The 17,117-nt window shown below is 61.9% G+C and carries 11 protein-coding genes; 2 read left to right on the forward strand and 9 right to left on the reverse strand.

Features of this window, described 5'->3' with window-relative positions; genetic code table 11:
- On the forward strand, positions 1-182 hold a 182-nt coding region (locus KY459_03630), incomplete at its 5' end, for a hypothetical protein (protein MBW3563796.1).
- A 246-nt stretch (positions 183-428) separates the two neighbouring features.
- Here the strand turns inward: KY459_03630 and KY459_03635 are convergent.
- Positions 429-1,982 carry a GAF domain-containing protein gene (locus tag KY459_03635; protein MBW3563797.1) on the reverse strand — a complete coding sequence of 518 codons (1,554 nt, stop codon included), beginning with the start codon at positions 1,980-1,982 and terminating at the stop codon, positions 429-431.
- Positions 1,983-2,135: 153 nt separating this feature from the next.
- Positions 2,136-3,161, reverse strand: coding sequence for a cysteine hydrolase (locus tag KY459_03640; GenBank protein ID MBW3563798.1), 1,026 nt, complete (start codon positions 3,159-3,161; stop codon positions 2,136-2,138).
- A 498-nt stretch (positions 3,162-3,659) separates the two neighbouring features.
- On the opposite strand from KY459_03640, the gene KY459_03645 reads away from it, so the two are divergent.
- Positions 3,660-5,192: an amidohydrolase family protein gene (locus KY459_03645; GenBank protein ID MBW3563799.1), complete on the forward strand. Its 1,533-nt coding sequence runs from the start codon at positions 3,660-3,662 to the stop codon at positions 5,190-5,192.
- 646 nt (positions 5,193-5,838) lie between these two features.
- On the opposite strand, the gene KY459_03650 is transcribed toward KY459_03645, so the two are convergent.
- The 7 genes from KY459_03650 to KY459_03680 form a co-directional block, all read right to left on the reverse strand.
- Positions 5,839-6,708 (reverse strand): acyltransferase, encoded by an 870-nt coding sequence (locus KY459_03650; GenBank protein MBW3563800.1) that lies wholly within the window; start codon positions 6,706-6,708, stop codon positions 5,839-5,841.
- On the reverse strand, positions 6,709-8,232 hold the full coding sequence (locus tag KY459_03655) for an NCS1 family nucleobase:cation symporter-1 (GenBank protein MBW3563801.1): 1,524 nt from the start codon (positions 8,230-8,232) through the stop codon (positions 6,709-6,711).
- 37 nt (positions 8,233-8,269) lie between these two features.
- Positions 8,270-9,655, reverse strand: a complete 1,386-nt coding sequence (hydA, locus tag KY459_03660; GenBank protein ID MBW3563802.1) for a dihydropyrimidinase — start codon at positions 9,653-9,655, stop codon at positions 8,270-8,272.
- An 87-nt stretch (positions 9,656-9,742) separates the two neighbouring features.
- Positions 9,743-11,077, reverse strand: coding sequence for an aspartate aminotransferase family protein (locus KY459_03665; protein ID MBW3563803.1), 1,335 nt, complete (start codon positions 11,075-11,077; stop codon positions 9,743-9,745).
- 3 nt (positions 11,078-11,080) lie between these two features.
- The gene (locus tag KY459_03670) at positions 11,081-12,223 is read right to left on the reverse strand and encodes an NAD-dependent dihydropyrimidine dehydrogenase subunit PreA (GenBank protein ID MBW3563804.1); all 1,143 of its coding nucleotides are present in this window, start codon (positions 12,221-12,223) and stop codon (positions 11,081-11,083) included.
- Between the two features lie 52 nt (positions 12,224-12,275).
- On the reverse strand, positions 12,276-13,760 hold the full coding sequence (locus tag KY459_03675; protein ID MBW3563805.1) for a CoA-acylating methylmalonate-semialdehyde dehydrogenase: 1,485 nt from the start codon (positions 13,758-13,760) through the stop codon (positions 12,276-12,278).
- 231 nt (positions 13,761-13,991) lie between these two features.
- Complete coding sequence (locus KY459_03680; GenBank protein ID MBW3563806.1) at positions 13,992-17,114, reverse strand: carboxypeptidase regulatory-like domain-containing protein; 3,123 nt, start codon at positions 17,112-17,114, stop codon at positions 13,992-13,994.
- Positions 17,115-17,117 lie beyond the last annotated feature (3 nt).

Below are 17,117 nucleotides of genomic sequence, written 5' to 3' on the forward strand. Positions count from 1 at the left end.
AGATCGCCGCGATTCTCGGGCTGCGAAGCTACGGTCATGTCTCGACGCTCGTAAAGCGGGTGGAAACGGACAGAAATCGGATACCGGGCCTCGCGCATCTGATCGATTCATGCATCACGACCCTCCGCGCGCACGCGCCACCCCTTCCGCCACCCGAGGTTCTCATCCGACAGCTGTTCTGAATCGCCTCGCCACGGTCGAGGTGTGCCTAGTCAGGGCATTCGCGACGCAGTATTTAGTCGCCCAGCTGTCTCAACGCCACTTGTCGATCGCTCTCACGAGCAACAAGCGACGCTCCTGCATCTGGATCGGCTCCTCGTGGAAGACATCGACGGTCAGATTTGCGCGACTGAACCGAATAACGAAGGTGTGACCCTCTGTGCCGCTCTGTGCTCTCTGTGCGCCCTCTGTGCGCCTTGCGCAGGCTGTCAACCGGCTGCAATGTCCGAAATCAGCGGCAGTCGCAGATGAAACGTGGCGCCTTTTCCCAACTCGCTTGCCACTTCGAGACTACCTCCGTGGGACTCGATCATCTGACGGGCCACTGCGAGACCGAGGCCGGTACCGAGCCTTTTCGTGGTGAACAGTGGTTCGAAAATCTTCTGAACGTGTTCCGGCGGAATTCCGGCGCCGGAGTCGCTCACACTAAGTCGAGCCGCGGTCTGTTCGTCGTTCAGCCTCAGAACGACCTGGCCCGATCCGCCCATTGCATCGCGAGAGTTCGAGACCAGATTTGCGAGTATCTGATGGAGCTGATCATGATCGACCCTGACCATCATCTCTCGTTCCGGGACTTCGAGCTGGATATCGATCGTTGGTCCGGCCAGCGACTGCAGCAGGGGGACAGACTCAATGAGCCATTGACGCAGATCGATCTCGTGTAGCAAGGGTTCAGCGGGTCTTCCATAGCGCAGAATCTGCTGGATCAGTCCCTTTGTCTGCTTGACCGACGCAAGGATCGCAGTCGCCGCTTTTTTCTGCTTCGATCCTTCCTCTGCCATACGATGAAGCAGTTCCGCGTTTGGCGCGATACCCATCAAGGCATTATTGAACTCATGAGCTACCGTCGACGCAACCATCCCGATCGATTGGACCCGCGCGGCGTGCTCGAGGCGGCGCTCGGCTTCGCCAAGCCGTTCTTCCGCCCTGATCGTCTCTGTTACATCGACTCCCACGATTCCAATCCCCGGCTGACCCGACAGCATCGCGACAGGAAATCGGTTGACGATCCACTTGCGATTCTGCAGGCCGAATGCGTCTGACACGGTAGAGAGCTCCGCCCGCCCATTCCTCAACGTCTCCAGATCGATTCGATCGGCCTCCGCCGCAGATGGATCGTCGGAAACCCACTCGGCTGAAGTTTTTCCAATCGGATCTCCATGCGCCTCCAGAGCATTCCGCCAGGCGGCGTTCACGAACTCGTACCTGCCGGAGGATTCCTTCAGCGCGACGAACAGTGGTGAGTAGGCCAGGAACGTCTCCGCGACATAACTGAACTGTCGGTACTCCAGGACGCGGCGGACCTGCCGCCCAAGTGCTTCCAGCGCCAGTCGCTGCGAAGAGGAGAGATCCCGGGGCCGTGAATCGAGAACGCAGAGGGTACCGATATTCAAGCCGCTGCGAACGCTCAGTGGTACGCCCGCGTAGAACCGGACGTATGGGTCTCCCATGACCAGCGGGTTATCTCTGAAACGCGGATCCTCGTGAGTGTCGCTGACGACCATCATCGAGGAGTCATGGATCGCGTAAGCGCAGAATGCCTGGTCACGCGGCGTCTCGGTCAACTCTAATCCAACTCTGGATTTGAACCATTGTCGCTCCTCATCGACGAGAGATACCAACGCCACCGGAGTCTGGCAAATCTGAGAAGCCAGAAACGTCAGATCGTCAAACGCTTTCTCTGGCGTCGTGTCGAGGATCCCGAGACGGCGCAACTCTGCCAGACGTTCGTTTTCGTTTGGAGGTAGCTTCGCCTCGGACACGTAGCTGGTAAGAATGCCAGCCGAGTGCCAGTTCCGAATTCAACCGGTTGAAGAACTTCTGCTTCAGGAGGCATTGAGTGGTCCGTCACTAATACGACGACGGCGCATGCTCGGACCCCGACTTCCTGGACGTGAACCCCGATGGCGCTTCAGCTAAGGCCGGTCCTCACGTTGCGTGGAGGGGTCGGTCGATTTGTACAGGCGATCGACCGACGCTCTGCGGGGACCCAGCTTCTTCTTTTCTTCCGCGGAACGGGGCTCTTCGTCCCATCCCATCTTTCCGACTACCAGCTTCGGTACGTTGATGAAGATCCAGTCCTCGGTCCGCCGTACGATCGCATCGATCGGAATGTAGAGGTCTCGATCGCGAATGATGCCTCGCGGCACGACGATGTGATCGGCGAGCTCACCTTGCCCGCGCACGACCTTACCGACCTTGCCGATCTCCCCATGATCCGATCCGTAGACGGTGTCGCCCTCAGCGATGGCCCGCTCCCGATTCTGCCCATTGATGGCGGCCAGAATCTCGTCCACTTTCATTACCGCATTCGAGATCAGCGGGTAATTGATGCGGACCGAAGCCTCGTACGCCGGCATGTTCTCCGCGCCGATCGCATCGGTGACGAACGTGACGTCGTAGCCGTGCTCGACCGAATGACGTCCGGTGGATTCGCAGCAGAGATTCGCCGTCATCCCGGCGATGATCAGGTGCTCGATTCCGAGGCGGTCGAGATGTTGTGGCAGGTCGGTCTCGAAGACGTCGCTTCCCTTGTGGGGTTGCAGAATGACGTCGTCGTTCTGCGGCCGCAGCTCCGGATGGAAGTCGGCTCCCCATGACCCGGCGAGAAACATCTTCCGCTCGAACATGATGCGGTTGATGCCACTGCGGCGCTGCCACTTCGAGTCGAGGTAGTCCTCCTCAGTGTAGGCCATCGGGCCGAACAGGACGGGAATCCCTCGCTCCCTGGCCCCTGCGATCAGTCGCTTCAGATTCGGGACCACTTCATTCATCTCTACCGTTCCCTTCGTCAGCTCCCAGGCGGCTCCCCCGGGTGAAAGAAAGTCATTGACCGGGTCGATGACGAGCAGTGCGGTCATGCCGGAACGTTCCGGTAAGTCTCGTGCCTCGGTCGCGAAGATGGCACTCGTAGCGGCGTCGTTTCTGTCTGCTTGATTCATCGTGTCCTCCCATGTGGAGGACGTGCATCACCGATGCCGTTGAGCTCGTGTGTTGCGGGTGCGACAGCGGACCCCCGCCTGAAGACGGAGGCTACAGATCCTCCGACCGCTTCGCGGGCGGACCGCGCTGGGACTGCTTCTCTGTGCGCAGCTGTGCCGACTGGGAGGGTGGGGGAAGTTGGGGTCACAGCCAGAAACGCAACTTAACGAGTGGCGAGTGGCAGTCCGCCGGGTAAGATGATCTCCGGTTTCCACCGCCTGGGTCCCGCAGACAGAAGGTTCTTCGGCCGGCCGTTCGCGTGTCCCCTTCGGGATCCCGCCGCCCTCACCCCTCATGGCCGGCAGACAACTCCGCATCGATCCCTGGTGGGATCCACGTCACCCCATGGGCGATTTCCGACGTGCCGTGGCGGCGAGGTGTGACCCCAACTTTATTTTATCTTCACTCCAGCGCTGTATACTCCGCTGCTCTTTCGGTCTGACCGGGTCAGGATTCTGATGCTCAAACGCCGTTTGCTGCTCATCGCTTTCGCTCTGGTCGCGCTCCTGGGATCGGTGGTCGTGCTCTTTTTCGTGGGAGTTGTCTGGCCGCTCCGGACTCTGGAGCCGATCCGCACGAGCACCCCGCTGGCGATTGTCGATGTCACGGTGATCGATGTCCCGTCCGGCACGACCAGGCCTTCGCAGACCGTTGTGATCGACCGCGGCCGCATCGTCGAGACGGGCGGCCGCGATGACGTCGTTGTTCCTTCTGATGTAACGGTCATCGACGGAGCCGGCCTCTATCTCCTGCCCGCGCTATGGGACATGCATACCCACGTCTATGCGGTGAGCCCGATGCTTGACCTTCCACTGTACATCGCCTACGGCGTGACCAGCGTGCGCGACATGCAAGGGTGTCCCCAGCCGGATGATCCGTTCATAGCCTGCGCCTCCGACAAGCGCCGCTGGAGCAGTGAAGCGATTGCCGGTGAGCGCGTCGGGCCTCGCATCGTCTCCACGGCCAGCTGGATGGCCAATGGCCCCGGAATGGTCGACCGGCTCGGAGATGTCCCGCTGTACTTCGATACCGCGACCCCGAAGCAGGCGCGGCAATTCGTTCGCCACCATGCGGGGAGCGTCGACGCCATCAAGGTCTACGACCGGCTCCCACGCGACGCCTACCTCGCTCTGGTCGCCGAGGCGAAGAAGCTCGATCTCGAAGTGGTCGGGCATCGGCCGCACGCGGTCAGCGCGGTTGAGGCCGCGGCGCATCAGAAGAGCCTCGAGCACGCGCGTTTTCTCCTGCACGAGTCCTTTCCCGGAAGCGAAGAGCTCCGCTCCCGCGCCGGAACCTCCGGGTGGCGCGAGGATCGCCGCCGAATGCTCGACGAGCACGACCCCGTGATGGCGGCAGCGATATTCGAGGCGATGCGCGAGCATGGAACCTGGTATGTCCCGACTCATCTGACGCGATGGTCGGACGCCTGGGCCGATCATCCTTCCGTCCGTCGGGACCCGCTCCTCCGTTATCTCCATCCCCTGATGAAGCGTCAATGGCTGGAGGACGTCGACGAAGTTCTGGCCCGGGATCCGTCACCCGAGGCGAGAGAAACGTACCGTGAATTTCACCGAAAGGGGCTCGAGCTGACCGGCGCGGCTCACCGCGCGGGGGTCCGCATTCTGGCAGGGACCGACTACATCGTTGCCGGCGCGGATCTTCATCGCGAGCTCGAGCAGCTCGTCGCCGCCGGGCTCACTCCGCGGGACGCACTCTACGCGGCCACCGTTGCCCCGGCCGAATACTTCGGTGCCGAAATGAACTACGGGGCGGTCGCCCCGGGAAAGGTGGCCGATCTCCTCCTGCTGGACGCCAACCCGCTCGAGGACATCCGCAATACCCAACGCATTGCGGCGGTGGTGTTCCAGGGCAACCTGTACGATCGCGAAGCGCTGCAGACGATCTCGGATCACGTCGAGCGCCAGGCGCAGAGCTGGACGGTCGGATGCAAGATGATCTGGCGGTTCGTCCGCAATCCCGGTGGATATTGAGGAAGTCAGGGTCGCCAGAGTTCTAACTTAACGCCCCACGGATCCGCTCCATCGATCGGCGAAGACTGCGGTCACACTGGAGAAGAAAGTTGGGGTCACAGCCAGAAACGCAACTCGACGAACTGGTTCGCGCACCATCGTTCTGAATCCGGTTCGGTGTGGTGCGGTGACCTACGCCGGAGACTGGAAATGAGCATATACCGCGCAGCCTCGTCCTCGCGGAGTCAAGAAGCTCGAGGGAAGGCCGGTGCGGTGGAGGCTACGGACCGGCGACTTCCGGAGGCCCTCTTCACCTGCTGAAGCGGCTTCCTTCAAAGCGAAGATCTGAACGCGGCAGGCTTCTCGATGAAGAACTTCATGCGCATCTGCAGAGTCTCTCCGAATCCGACCGCTGCCTCGACCTCTTTCGGAGGGCTTCGAACCAAGAGCCATCGGACGGGACGGAAGGTCTTCGCAATGCTCGCCTATCGGGAGTGCGGCTTGACGATGCAGATGATCGCCGAGTATCTGGACGTCTCGGGTCAGGGAGTCTCTGAAATGATCCGCGCCGCAGAAGAGCTGGAACGCGGCAACGGCATGTGGAAGTCATGGTTTTACCGTACATTCGTGAGGTCGCGCAGCCACGTCTCTCGCCTGGCGCCTTCGCTTATAACTCACCGAGTGACTTGTAAGTCTCCGGCCTGCGGTCACGGTAGAACTGCCACACGTTCCGCACCTCGCGAATCTTGTCGAAGTCCAGGTCAGCAACCACGAGCTCGTCCTTGTCGCGTGATCCCTCCGCGAGGAACTGGCCGCGCGGATCGCAGAAGTAGCTCTGGCCATAGAACTCGCCGATGTTCCAGGGAGCCTCGATCCCGACCCGGTTGATCGCACCGATGAAATACGCATTCGCAACCGCGTGCGCCGGCTGCTCGAGCTTCCAGAGATACTCGGAGAGTCCGGCCACCGTAGCCGAGGGGTTGAACACGATCTCCGCTCCATTGAGCCCGAGCTCCCGCGCCCCCTCCGGAAAGTGTCGGTCGTAACAGATGTACACGCCGACTTTCGCGTACCGCGTATCGAAGACCGGGTACCCGAGGTTCCCGGGACGGAAGTAGAACTTCTCCCAGAAGCCGGGCGCGCAATGCGGGATGTGGTTTTTCCGGTACTTCCCCAGATACGTTCCATCCGCATCGATCACTGCCGCCGTGTTGTAATAAATGCCGGTCCCTTCTTCCTCGTAGATCGGGACGACGATGACCATCTGATGCTTCTTCGCGTACTCCTGCATCAGCTTCACGGTGGGACCGTCCGGGATTTTCTCGACCGCCTCGTACCACCGCGGGTTCTGCTCGGCGCAGAAATATGGTCCGGTGAAGATCTCCTGCATACAGAGGATCTGGACGCCTTGTTTCCCGGCCTCGTCGATGAGCTCGAGGTGCTTTTCGATATTCGCTTCCCGGATCGTCTCGATCGGGTCATCGACGCTTCCGGCGACCTTCGCCTGAATCAGTCCACATTTCACGATTCTGCTCATTCATGCCTCCTCAGAGAGAGTAGGGGTCGAGGGAGTCTCGCCGGTCCGGCCTTTCATCAGCACAGCATAGAGTATGAAGCTGATCGAAAAAGTCACGAACCATGCGTAGGTGTAGAGTGCATCGAAGAGATTCGGGTCGGCAACCTGCCCTCCCGCAGTCGTTGCCGCCCGCAGGAAACCGGGAACGACCGGTGCGATCGCAATCACCAGCGCGATCACGGCGCGCCCGTTGATCCCGTTCCCGTAGGAGTACCGGCCCCGCGGATCGAACAGGTCGCGCAACCCGAGGTTCCGCCGGCGCAAAAGCCAGTAGTCGGCGATGAGGATTCCACCGATCGCTCCCATCATCCCGGAATAGCCGATCAGCCAGGTGAAGATGTACGCCGCCGCGTCGGCATAGAGTTTCCACGGCATCATCAGAACGCCGATCACTGCGGTGATCAGCCCGCCCATGACGTAGCTGATCTTCTTCGGATTGAGATTCGAGAAATCGTTCGACGGCGACACGACGTTCGCGGCCATGTTCGTCGAGATCTGTGCGAGCAGAATGACGAAGGCCGCGGTGATGATCAGTCCCGGCCCGCCGATCCTCGAGATCAGAACCACGGGATCCCAGATGGCTTCGCCAAAGATCACGAGCGTCGCACTCGTGACCGCCACACCGATGAACGCGAACGCGGTCATCGTCGTTGGCAGCCCGAGCGCCTGTCCCAGCATCTGCGAGCGCTGGCTCTTCGCATAGCGCGTGAAGTCGGGAATGTTCAGGCTGAGGGTGGCCCAGTAGCCCACGCTCGCGGTCAGTGCCGCCGGGAAAAGCGTCCAGAACGGTGCCCCACCCCTCTGCAGCCGCTGCGACTCGCTCAGCACGTGTCCCAGACCGCCGCCATTCACGATCGCCCAGACCAGCAGAGCGATGCCTCCGACGAGAAGCAGTGGAGCGGCAAAGCTCTCGAGATGCCTGATCGCCTCGATTCCGCGGACGATGATCGCAACCTGAATGGCCCAGAAAACAAAAAACGCGATCGCTTTCGATCCGGGAAGCGTCGCCCATCCGCTCCACGCCGCTCCCATCAGCGCGTCGAGCGCGAGTCCGCCGATCCAGGTCTGGATCCCGAACCACCCGCAGGCGACGATCGCGCGCAGAATCGCCGGAATGTTCGCTCCCCTGACGCCGAAACTTGCGCGGCAGAGCACCGGAAACGAGATGCCGTACTTGGTTCCGGCGTGCGCATTGAGCACCATCGGGATCAGCACGATCGTGTTTCCGAGCAGGATCGTCACCATCGCCTGCCACCAGGCCATCCCCGCTCCGATGAGCCCCGATGCGAGCGTGTAGGTCGTGATCACGACGCTCATGCCGATCCAGAGCGCCGCGATGTTGTAGGTCGACCAGGTTCGCCGCGACGGCGGGGTCGGCGCGAGATCGGGGTTCCAGAGCGGACTGCCGGTGAGGTCCTCGCTCTCGTCGAGAAACTGCAGTTGTTCTCCGACGGGAAGGTCGTCAACGGTTCCGGCGATCGACATCGTTCGTTCTCTCCCTCTTCGTTTTCTTCAGCGGCAGTCAGCGCGGCGAGTTGAACAACCCTCGTTTCAGAAACGTGCCGTCTCCCTCCCTGCCGACGAATTTCCCATTCTCGACGACCACACGACCGCGCGAGAGCACGGTCCTGCTCACGCCCCGCACCTTCATTCCCTCGTAGGCCGAGTAGTCGACGTTCATGTGATGCGTCTCGGCGCTGATGGTCATCTCCTCATCGGGGTCGAAGATCACGATGTCCGCGTCCGACCCAACGGCGATCGTTCCCTTCTTCGGAAACAGCCCGAAAATCTTCGCCGGCGCGGTGGAGACGATCTCGACGAATCTGTTGAGACTGATCCGTCCCCCCAGGACACCACCGTTGTAGACGAGGCTGAGCCGGTGCTCGACACCCGGTCCCCCGTTCGGGATCTTCGAGAAGTCACCCCGGCCGAGGTCCTTCTGCTCCTTCATGCAGAAAGGACAATGGTCGGTCGAGATCACCTGCAGATCGTTGTACTGCAAGCCCCGCCATAACTCCTTCTGATTCTCCCTGCCGCGGAGAGGCGGAGTCATGACCCATTTCGCTCCCTCGAATCCTTCTTTCTCGTACAGCGAATCATCGAGGAACAGATACTGCGGGCACGTCTCGGCGTACGCTGGGATTCCGGCGTCGCGCGCCTCTACGACCTTCTGCAAGGCGTCATGGCAGCTGAGATGGACGATGTAGACTGGCGATCCCGCCATTTCGGCGATCGCGATCGCCCGGCCAGTCCCTTCCGCCTCCGCCTTGGTCGGCCGGGTCAGCGCGTGGTACTTCGGTGCCGTCCTCCCTTCCGCCAGCGCGCGTTGCACCATGACGTCGATGATCACGCCGTTCTCCGCGTGCATGCAGATCAATCCGCCCGCGTCTCCCGCCGTGGTCATCGCCTTGAAGATCGTCGCGTCGTCGACCAGGAAGACACCGGGGTAGGCCATGAAGAGCTTGAAGCTCGTCACCCCCTGATCGATCATCGATTTCATCTCACCGAGCCGCTTGTCCGGTAGATCGGTGCAGATCAGATGGAATCCGTAGTCGATCGATGCTTTCCCCTCGGCCTTTTCGAACCATACGTCGATCGCCTCGCTCAGGCCCTGTCCGTGGTACTGAACCGCGAAGTCGATGATCGTCGTCGTTCCACCGTGCGCCGCGGCGATCGTCCCTGTGCGGAAGTCATCCGACGACGAGGTCCCGCCGAACGGGAGATCCATGTGCGTGTGCGGATCGATGCCGCCGGGGATGACGTAGCAGCCACTCGCGTCGATCAGCTTGTCCGCTTCCACATCGATCGATCTGCCGATCATCTCGACCGTCTCACCATCGATCAGCACGTCGGCGAGGTAGTCGTCGACGGCAGTGATCACCCGCCCGTTTCGAATCAGCGTCTTCATACGCTCATCTCCTCCTCACTCATGGATGAACCGATCGGAGCGTGACCCTTCATAGAGCCCACGGCCACGCGTCGAGCTGCGCCCGCCTCACACCAACGACGAGAATGCGCCATCCAGCGCGTCGACGAGCTCATCGATGTCAGCCCGCGTCGCAATCAACGGCGGTCCGAGCCGGATGACGTTTCCGTAGAGCCCGCCTTTTCCGATCAGCACACCGCCCCGCCGCGTCTCTTCGAATACCTTCAGCACCGCTTCCGGAGCGGGCTCCTTCGTCGTTCGATCCTTCACACATTCGATCGCCTGCATCAATCCCATCCCGCGGACGTCACCGATCACGGGGTACTTCTCCTTCAATTCCTCGAGTCGCTGGCGGAGGTACCCACCGACGACCGCGGCGTTTCGCGGAAGCTCGTTCTCCTCAATGACACGGATCGTCGCCAGGGCCGCCGCCGAGCTCACCGGATTTCCGCCGAAAGTCGAGAACGTCAGCGACGGGTAGGCGTCGGCAATCTCCCCGGTTGCCACCGTCAGCCCGATGGGTGCTCCGTTCGCCATCCCCTTCGCGGAGGTGATCACGTCGGGCTCGACGTCCCAGTGCTCGATGCCGAACCACTTGTCACCCGTGCGCCCCCATCCGGTCTGGACCTCGTCGGCGATGAAGATGCCGCCGTATCGTCTGATGATCGAGGTGACCTCGGAAAAGTACTCCTTCGGCGGGGTGATGAAGCCGCCGACACCGAGAATCGGCTCGGCAATGAAGGCGGCGATCTGGCCGTCGGTCGTGGTCTGGATCAGCTCTTCCGCGTCTTTGGCACAGCGGATGTCGCATGAGGGGTAGCTCAGGCCAAACGGGCAACGGTAGCAGTACGGCGCCGCGAGATGCTTGATTCCCGCCACGTGCGTGCCGCCGTGCCGCCAGCTCGCATGACCCGCCGCGCTCATCGCGAGCATCGATCGGCCGCTGTAGGAGTGGCGGAGTGCGATGATCTCCTGGCGGCCGGTGTAGAGCCGGGCGAGCACGATCGCGGTCTCGTCCGCCTCGGTTCCGCTGTTGGTGAAGAAGCTCTTTTCGAGGCGGCCCGGCGTAATCTCCGCGATCTTCTCTGCGAGATCCGCCTGCGGCCGGTTCACGTAGAGGGTGGAGGTGTGTGCGATCTTCCGGGCCTGATCGATGATCGCTTCGGTCACGACGGGATTCGCGTGTCCCACCGAGACCGTCAGCACGCCCCCGAAACAATCGAGATAACGATTGCCGTCCTCGTCCCAGACGTGCATTCCCTCGCCTCGATCGAGAACGAGCGGCTCTTCGTAATAGGTCGTCGCACAGCGCCAGATATGCTCCCGATGCTTGCGAAGCGTCTCTGACGAGCGTGACGGCGAGGCCGTCTCGCGTCCAGCCGCGGCGGTTCCCGGCTCAGCCATCCATCACCCCTTGATCACCGCTTCGGCGGTCTCCTCGCTCGGTGCATACCCTTCCTCGTCGTAGCCGCCGTGATAGTCGCGGCCATCGGGTCTGCGAATCTTCGAATGCGTCACGATCCGGTCGCGGAGCAGACCGCGGAAGTCATCCAGCCTGCTCCAGCCGCGATCGCTGTTGCGCTCGATGAACGCCTCCATCCCGCCGGTCAACGTGCGGATCACGTTCGGCCCGATCGCGTGATCGAGCATCGCCGCGGTGCAGACCTGGACCGTTCCGCATCCGAGCAGAAAGTAGTTCAGTGCGTGGTCGAAATTCGAGACTCCGCCGATGCCGGAAAACTCCGCCTCCGGAAATCGCTTCGTCATCTGCGCCATCTTCGCCAGCGACAGCGGGAGGATCGCCGGTCCCCCGAGACCACCCGTCGAGACCAGGCCATCCACATTCATTTCGAATTCCAGCGTCTCCGGGTCGACCAGAGGGAGCGAAGTGAACGTGTTGGTCGATGCGATGGCATCCGCACCGCCCTTGAAGGCTGCCTCCGCTTCGATCGTGATGTCGGTCGTCGTGGGTGTCAGTTTGCACCACACCGGAACCGTCGCGACCTCCTTCACGACCTTGTTCACCAGCTCGCACAGTCGTGCGTTCCGTCCCACGTTGGAGCCCATGTCGTCGCGGTCCATGTGCGGACAGGAGAAGTTCAGCTCGATTCCGTCGACTCCTTCGTCCTGTACTGCTCTGGTCAGGGTCTGCCAGTGCTCGAGCTCACGATCATTCTCCGACCCTGCCATGATCGAGGCGATGAGCATGTGATCCGGATAGCTCTTCTTGATGTTGCTCAGCCGGCCGATCCACCATTCGAGCGGCTTGTCCGAGATCAATTCCCAATTCCAGGAGGAGTGAAGTACGGATCCGGGCCGCTTCTTCATCGACAGCCCCGGACTGGCTGCATCGGCGCGGAGAAACTTCGTCTTCGGACCGGCGACATTGACCACGGGATGCATTCCGATGGTCTTGGTGACCACTCCCCCCCAGCCCGCTTCGAAGGCGCGCATGATGTTGTTCTCCGACTCGGTTGGAGGCGCCGATGACAGAAGGAACGGATTTCTGAATCGAAGCCCGGTGAAAGTTACTGAAAGATCTGCTGCCATGATTGCCCCCTCATCATTACACCCGATCGCTGTACGCTGAGCGCGATCCGGGTTACGACATCCAGTTCACGCCCGCTTCCCGGTTCCACTTGGTCGTGAACTTCTTCGTCTGCGTCCAGAGCTCGATCGATCCTTTCCCGGTGATGTCGCCGACGCCGAATTTCGATTCGTTCCACCCGCCGAACGGAAACGGCTCGCGCGGAACCGGTACGCCGACGTTGATGCCGATCATGCCGGCGCTCGCACGCTCCATCACTGTCCGCGCGGTCCCGCCGCTCTCGGTGTAGACGGCCGCCGCGTTGCCATAGGTCGAGCGGTTCTCGATCGACAGCGCCTCGTCGAGGTCGGAGCTCCGGATGATCGCCAGAACCGGCCCGAAGACCTCCTCCTGTGCGATCGCCATTTCCGGGGTCACGTGATCGAGAATCGTAGGACCGACCCAGAAACCGTCCTCGCGGCCCACGGGGCTGTAGCCGCGACCGTCGACCAGTACTTTCGCTCCCGCCGCCTCCGCTTCGGTGATGTAACGCTCGATCCGCTCCTTCGCTTCGCGCGAGATCACCGGGCCCATCGTCTCACCCGGCACCACGCCGGTGACGACCGCCTTCATCCGTTCGATCACCGCATCCGTTTCGCCCACCGCGACCATCACCGAGGCTGCCATGCAACGCTGCCCGGCACACCCGGACATCGAGGCGATGACGTTCGACGCGGTCATCTCCACATCCGCGTCCGGCATGACAAGAAGATGATTCTTCGCTCCACCCAGCGCCAGCACGCGCTTCAGATTCGAAGTGCCCCGCTGGTAGACGATCTTCGCGACGCGCGTCGAGCCGACGAAACTGATCGCGCGGATCCCGGGATGGTCGCAGATTGCCTCGACGATCTCTCGATCCCCGTGGACGACGTTCAACACGCCTTTCGGCAAACCCGCCTCCGCGAGAAGCTCAGCGATCCGGCGCGCGCTCAGCGGAACGAGCTCCGACGGCTTCAGCACCATCGTGTTGCCGAGAACGAGCGCGTTCGGGATCGACCAGTTCGGAACCATGTTCGGGAAGTTGAACGGAGTGATCGACGCGACGACGCCGAGCGGAAACCGTTCGGTACGGCACTCCACGCCCCGGCTCACCTCGAGAACCTCGCCCGGCACCAGTTGCGGAAGCGAACAGGCGAACTCGCAAAGCTCGGCCGACTTCAGAACCTCCGCCCGCGCCTCGTCCGGCACTTTCCCGTTCTCCTCGTGGATGAGCGCAGCCAGCTCTTCGAGATTCGCCTCGAGCAGAGCTTTGTAGCGATAGAAGATCGCGGCGCGCTCCTTGATCGGCGTTGTGGACCACCCCGGGAAGGCTGCCTCCGCCGCGTCGACCGCTCGAGCCAGGTCCGCGGCGCTCGACCGCGGCACGCGAGAGATCACCCTTCCGGAGGTCGGATTCGTCACCTCGAGATGATCACGGTCGACGCGCTCGAACTCCCCGCCGACGTAGTTCTCGACGTCCGGGTACTTCGGCGACACTTTCGATTCGGCTGCGACACTCATCACGCCCTCCGATCTGGAGCCGGGCCTCAACGGCGAAAACAACGATTATACCCCTCGAATGTCCGGGTCGGGCCGCCGTTGGATGTCGCAGCGCTCGTTACGGCGAGATCGGATCTGGTGGATCGCGCAGAACGGCCGAGCCTCGCCCGCGCAAGTCGACGCGGCACCACCTCAAAAAGCTCCGGGAGGCCGATTTCGGCCTCCCGGAGCGTGATGCGTCGATGAAGTGAATCAGAATGAGACGCGAAGGCCCAGGCGGAGCTGCCACCGGGAGCGCGTGTCCTGGGTGGAAAACTGGCGGCCAGGGTTCAGCGCGCCGTTGAAGCTTTCCCGGTAGATCGACTTGCCGGTCGTGGGGTCTTCCCCGCGATAGGTGACGGGTGTGTACGTCTGGAAGCGGACGAACTCCATCACGCCCCAGTCGCTGTCGAGGAGGTTGGCGAAGTTCATGACGTCCAGGTAGATGTTGGTCAGGGTGCCTGCGAGCGGAACACCGAACTCGTAGTGGAGGTCGATCTGCTGGTTCCACGGTCCGGTCGACTCGTTGGCCGAAAGGATTCTGCCGGCGGTCGGGTCGATTCCCGCGCTCTCGAGAAAAGCGGCGAGCACGCTGTAGTCGACCACCTGTCCGGAGGAATTCTGGATGATGACCTCATCCGCGGAGCCCGGAACAAAGAGAAGATCGTTCGAGAACAGACGGTCCCTGTTCGGATCGCCGCCCATCAGAAGCGAATAAGGCTGCCCCGACGAAGCGTCGAAATAGAGACCGATCGTCTGGTTGAAGATTCCCGTCGTGAACGTGTAGCTCCCACTCGCCACGACGCGCTCACTGACCTCGAAGCTCGAACGATAGGTGTCCTGCTCGAAAAGGTCGCCTCGGGTCGGGTGGAACTGGAAATTCGAGATTGCGCGGCTCGACGTCGCTTCGAACGCCGTGGTGGCGTCCTGATTGGCGTAAGAGGCCGACAGAGTCACGCCATTGGTGAACGGACGCACGAATTGCACCGTGTACATCGTCGCGTCGCCCTCGTTCGTATTCGTCAGAAGAATCGCATCGCGAATGGCGGGGCTGACGTTCGAATAGGTCGGACGCCCGTCGAGAGGACTCGTGCCGGTCTGAACGCGATTCACGTTCTCGTAGAACACGTCCTTCTGCGTTTCCTCCAGGATCACCTCGGCCGAGCCGCGAATACCCCACGGGAGCTCGCGATCGTAGCCGAGGGTCGCGCGAAGAACGCGCGGCATCTCGAAGTCGGGATCGATCAGGTCGACCGAGAAGGCGCCCCCGGCGGCGGGAAGATCCTTGGGCTGGCTGTTCGGATCAGGATTGAACAGCGGCATGCACGAAGCGCTGAAGCAGCTCAGCGCCGTCTGCTCGACCCCTGTGTTCCCGTAGGCGTTCGAGATCCAGACGTACGGCGTGCGGCCGGCGAAGACGCCGACGCCGCCACGAAGCTGATGTTGAACGAACCCGGGGAGGGCCCAGTTGAATCCGACCCTCGGCGAGATGACGACGTCTTCACTCGGCGCAACGGCGGTCGAGAAACCGATCGCCGGTGGGACATCGGGATTGAACGATGGGGTGTCCGGAAAGTTCGGCTTGTCCGCGCGAAGCCCGAGATTCACGGTGAGGTTGTCACTCATCCGCCAGATGTCGTTCACATAGACGCCGAGCCGGGAGGCCTCGAACTGCGTCGGGCGCCGGGGATCGGCGCCGTTGGCGAATGTGATGCGATACTCATCGGCGATGCCCGACCGGAACGCGTCGAGGTCCGGGAAGTAGTAGTACCCCAGCGCCTCGGCCATGAAGAGATTCTTGAACTCGAAGAACTCGTTGTTGGTTCCAATCACGAGGGTGTGATCGCCTCGGACCCAGGTCAGGTCGTTGGTGAGCTCGAGGATGTCCTGATCGAGCGCGTTTGCGCCCGAGAAACGTTCGGTTCCGACCCGCGCTGCTCCTCTTCGAGGCCCGGTGCCGCCGATCTCGACGGACGGGAACTGAATGGGTACCGCACGCTGGTCGCGGATGGTCTGCAGACCGATTCGTGCTTCGTTGAACACTGAGGCGCCGAACACGCTGTTCAGCTGGGCCACGGTCGAATTCGTCTCCGATGTGAACGTATAGATCGCGGTGGGGAATGTGAAAACGCTCGTCCCACGCGAGCCCGTGTTGTCCCGTCCGCCTTTTACGTAGTTGTGCCGGAGGGTGAAGTTGTGGTTGTCGCCTGCGTTCCAGTCGAGACGACCGAAAAAGAGGTCGTTCTCGGTGATGCTGGCAATGTCCCCGAGCCCTCCCGGATCGTAGCCGTATGTATCGATCAGGAAATCCCGCAGAGCGACGAGGTCGACGTTGCCCTGATACTGGTTGCCGGTCGTTCCGTCGGCCGACACGCCGGTGGGTGCCTCGCGCTCGTTGATCTCGGCATTGAGAAAGAAAAAGGCGGTGTCGCTGACGATCGGTCCGCCCAGGCGGCCGCCGTACTGATCCGAGCTGAAGTTCGCAATCGGTCTGTCGAAGGGACCGTCTCCGACGAAGGACTCGTCCCTCTGGTTCCAGAACAGCGATCCCTCCAGCGAGTTCGAACCGGAGCGGGTAACCGCGTTGATGCCGCCGCCGGTGAAGCCGCTCTGTCGAACGTCATAAGGTGAGACCACGAGCTGCAGTTCCTGAATCGCGTCGAGGGAGATCGGCTGCGTGTCCGCCTGGCCTCCGGGCGTACCGGTGGCGGCGAGGCCGAAGAGGTCATTGTTGACCGAACCGTCGATCTGAATCGTGTTGTAGCGGTTGTTGCGTCCCGCAACGCTCATGCTCGTCGCGCTCGAATCGAACGGTGCGACGTTGAACAGCGGGTTGGTTCGCGCGAAGTCCTGAAGACTCCGGTTCACCGTCGGCAGTGACATGATCTCCTCGGTGGAGACCGACGAGGTCGAGCCGGTCTGGGCCGGATCGATCAGCTCCGCGGTCGCCGTGACCGACACAATCTCGGTGACGACCGCCAGCTGCAGCGCCATCGAAACCTCCGTGGCGGTACCCAGATTGACCATTACGCCCGTCAGCTCCGAAGTCTGGAAGCCACTCAGGCTCGCGCTGATCGTGTAGGGGCCACCGACGCGGACGTTCGGAATGAGATAGCGGCCATTCCCCCCGGTGACCGCCGAGTAACGGCTCGAGGTCGGGGTGTGAATCGCCTCGATCGTGACGCCCGGCAGCGCCGTACCGTCGGCAGCCGCCGTCACGGATCCCGTCAGCGTACCCGTTGTCGCCTGCGCGAACGCGGCTGACGGGACGAGAAGAATCAGAATCGCGAGAGCGGAAAAAAGTGTGAATCGTGAATGTGTTTTTCTAACCGACATCGA

The organism is Acidobacteriota bacterium (assembly GCA_019347945.1).
Lineage (GTDB): Bacteria > Acidobacteriota > Thermoanaerobaculia > Gp7-AA8 > JAHWKK01 > JAHWKK01.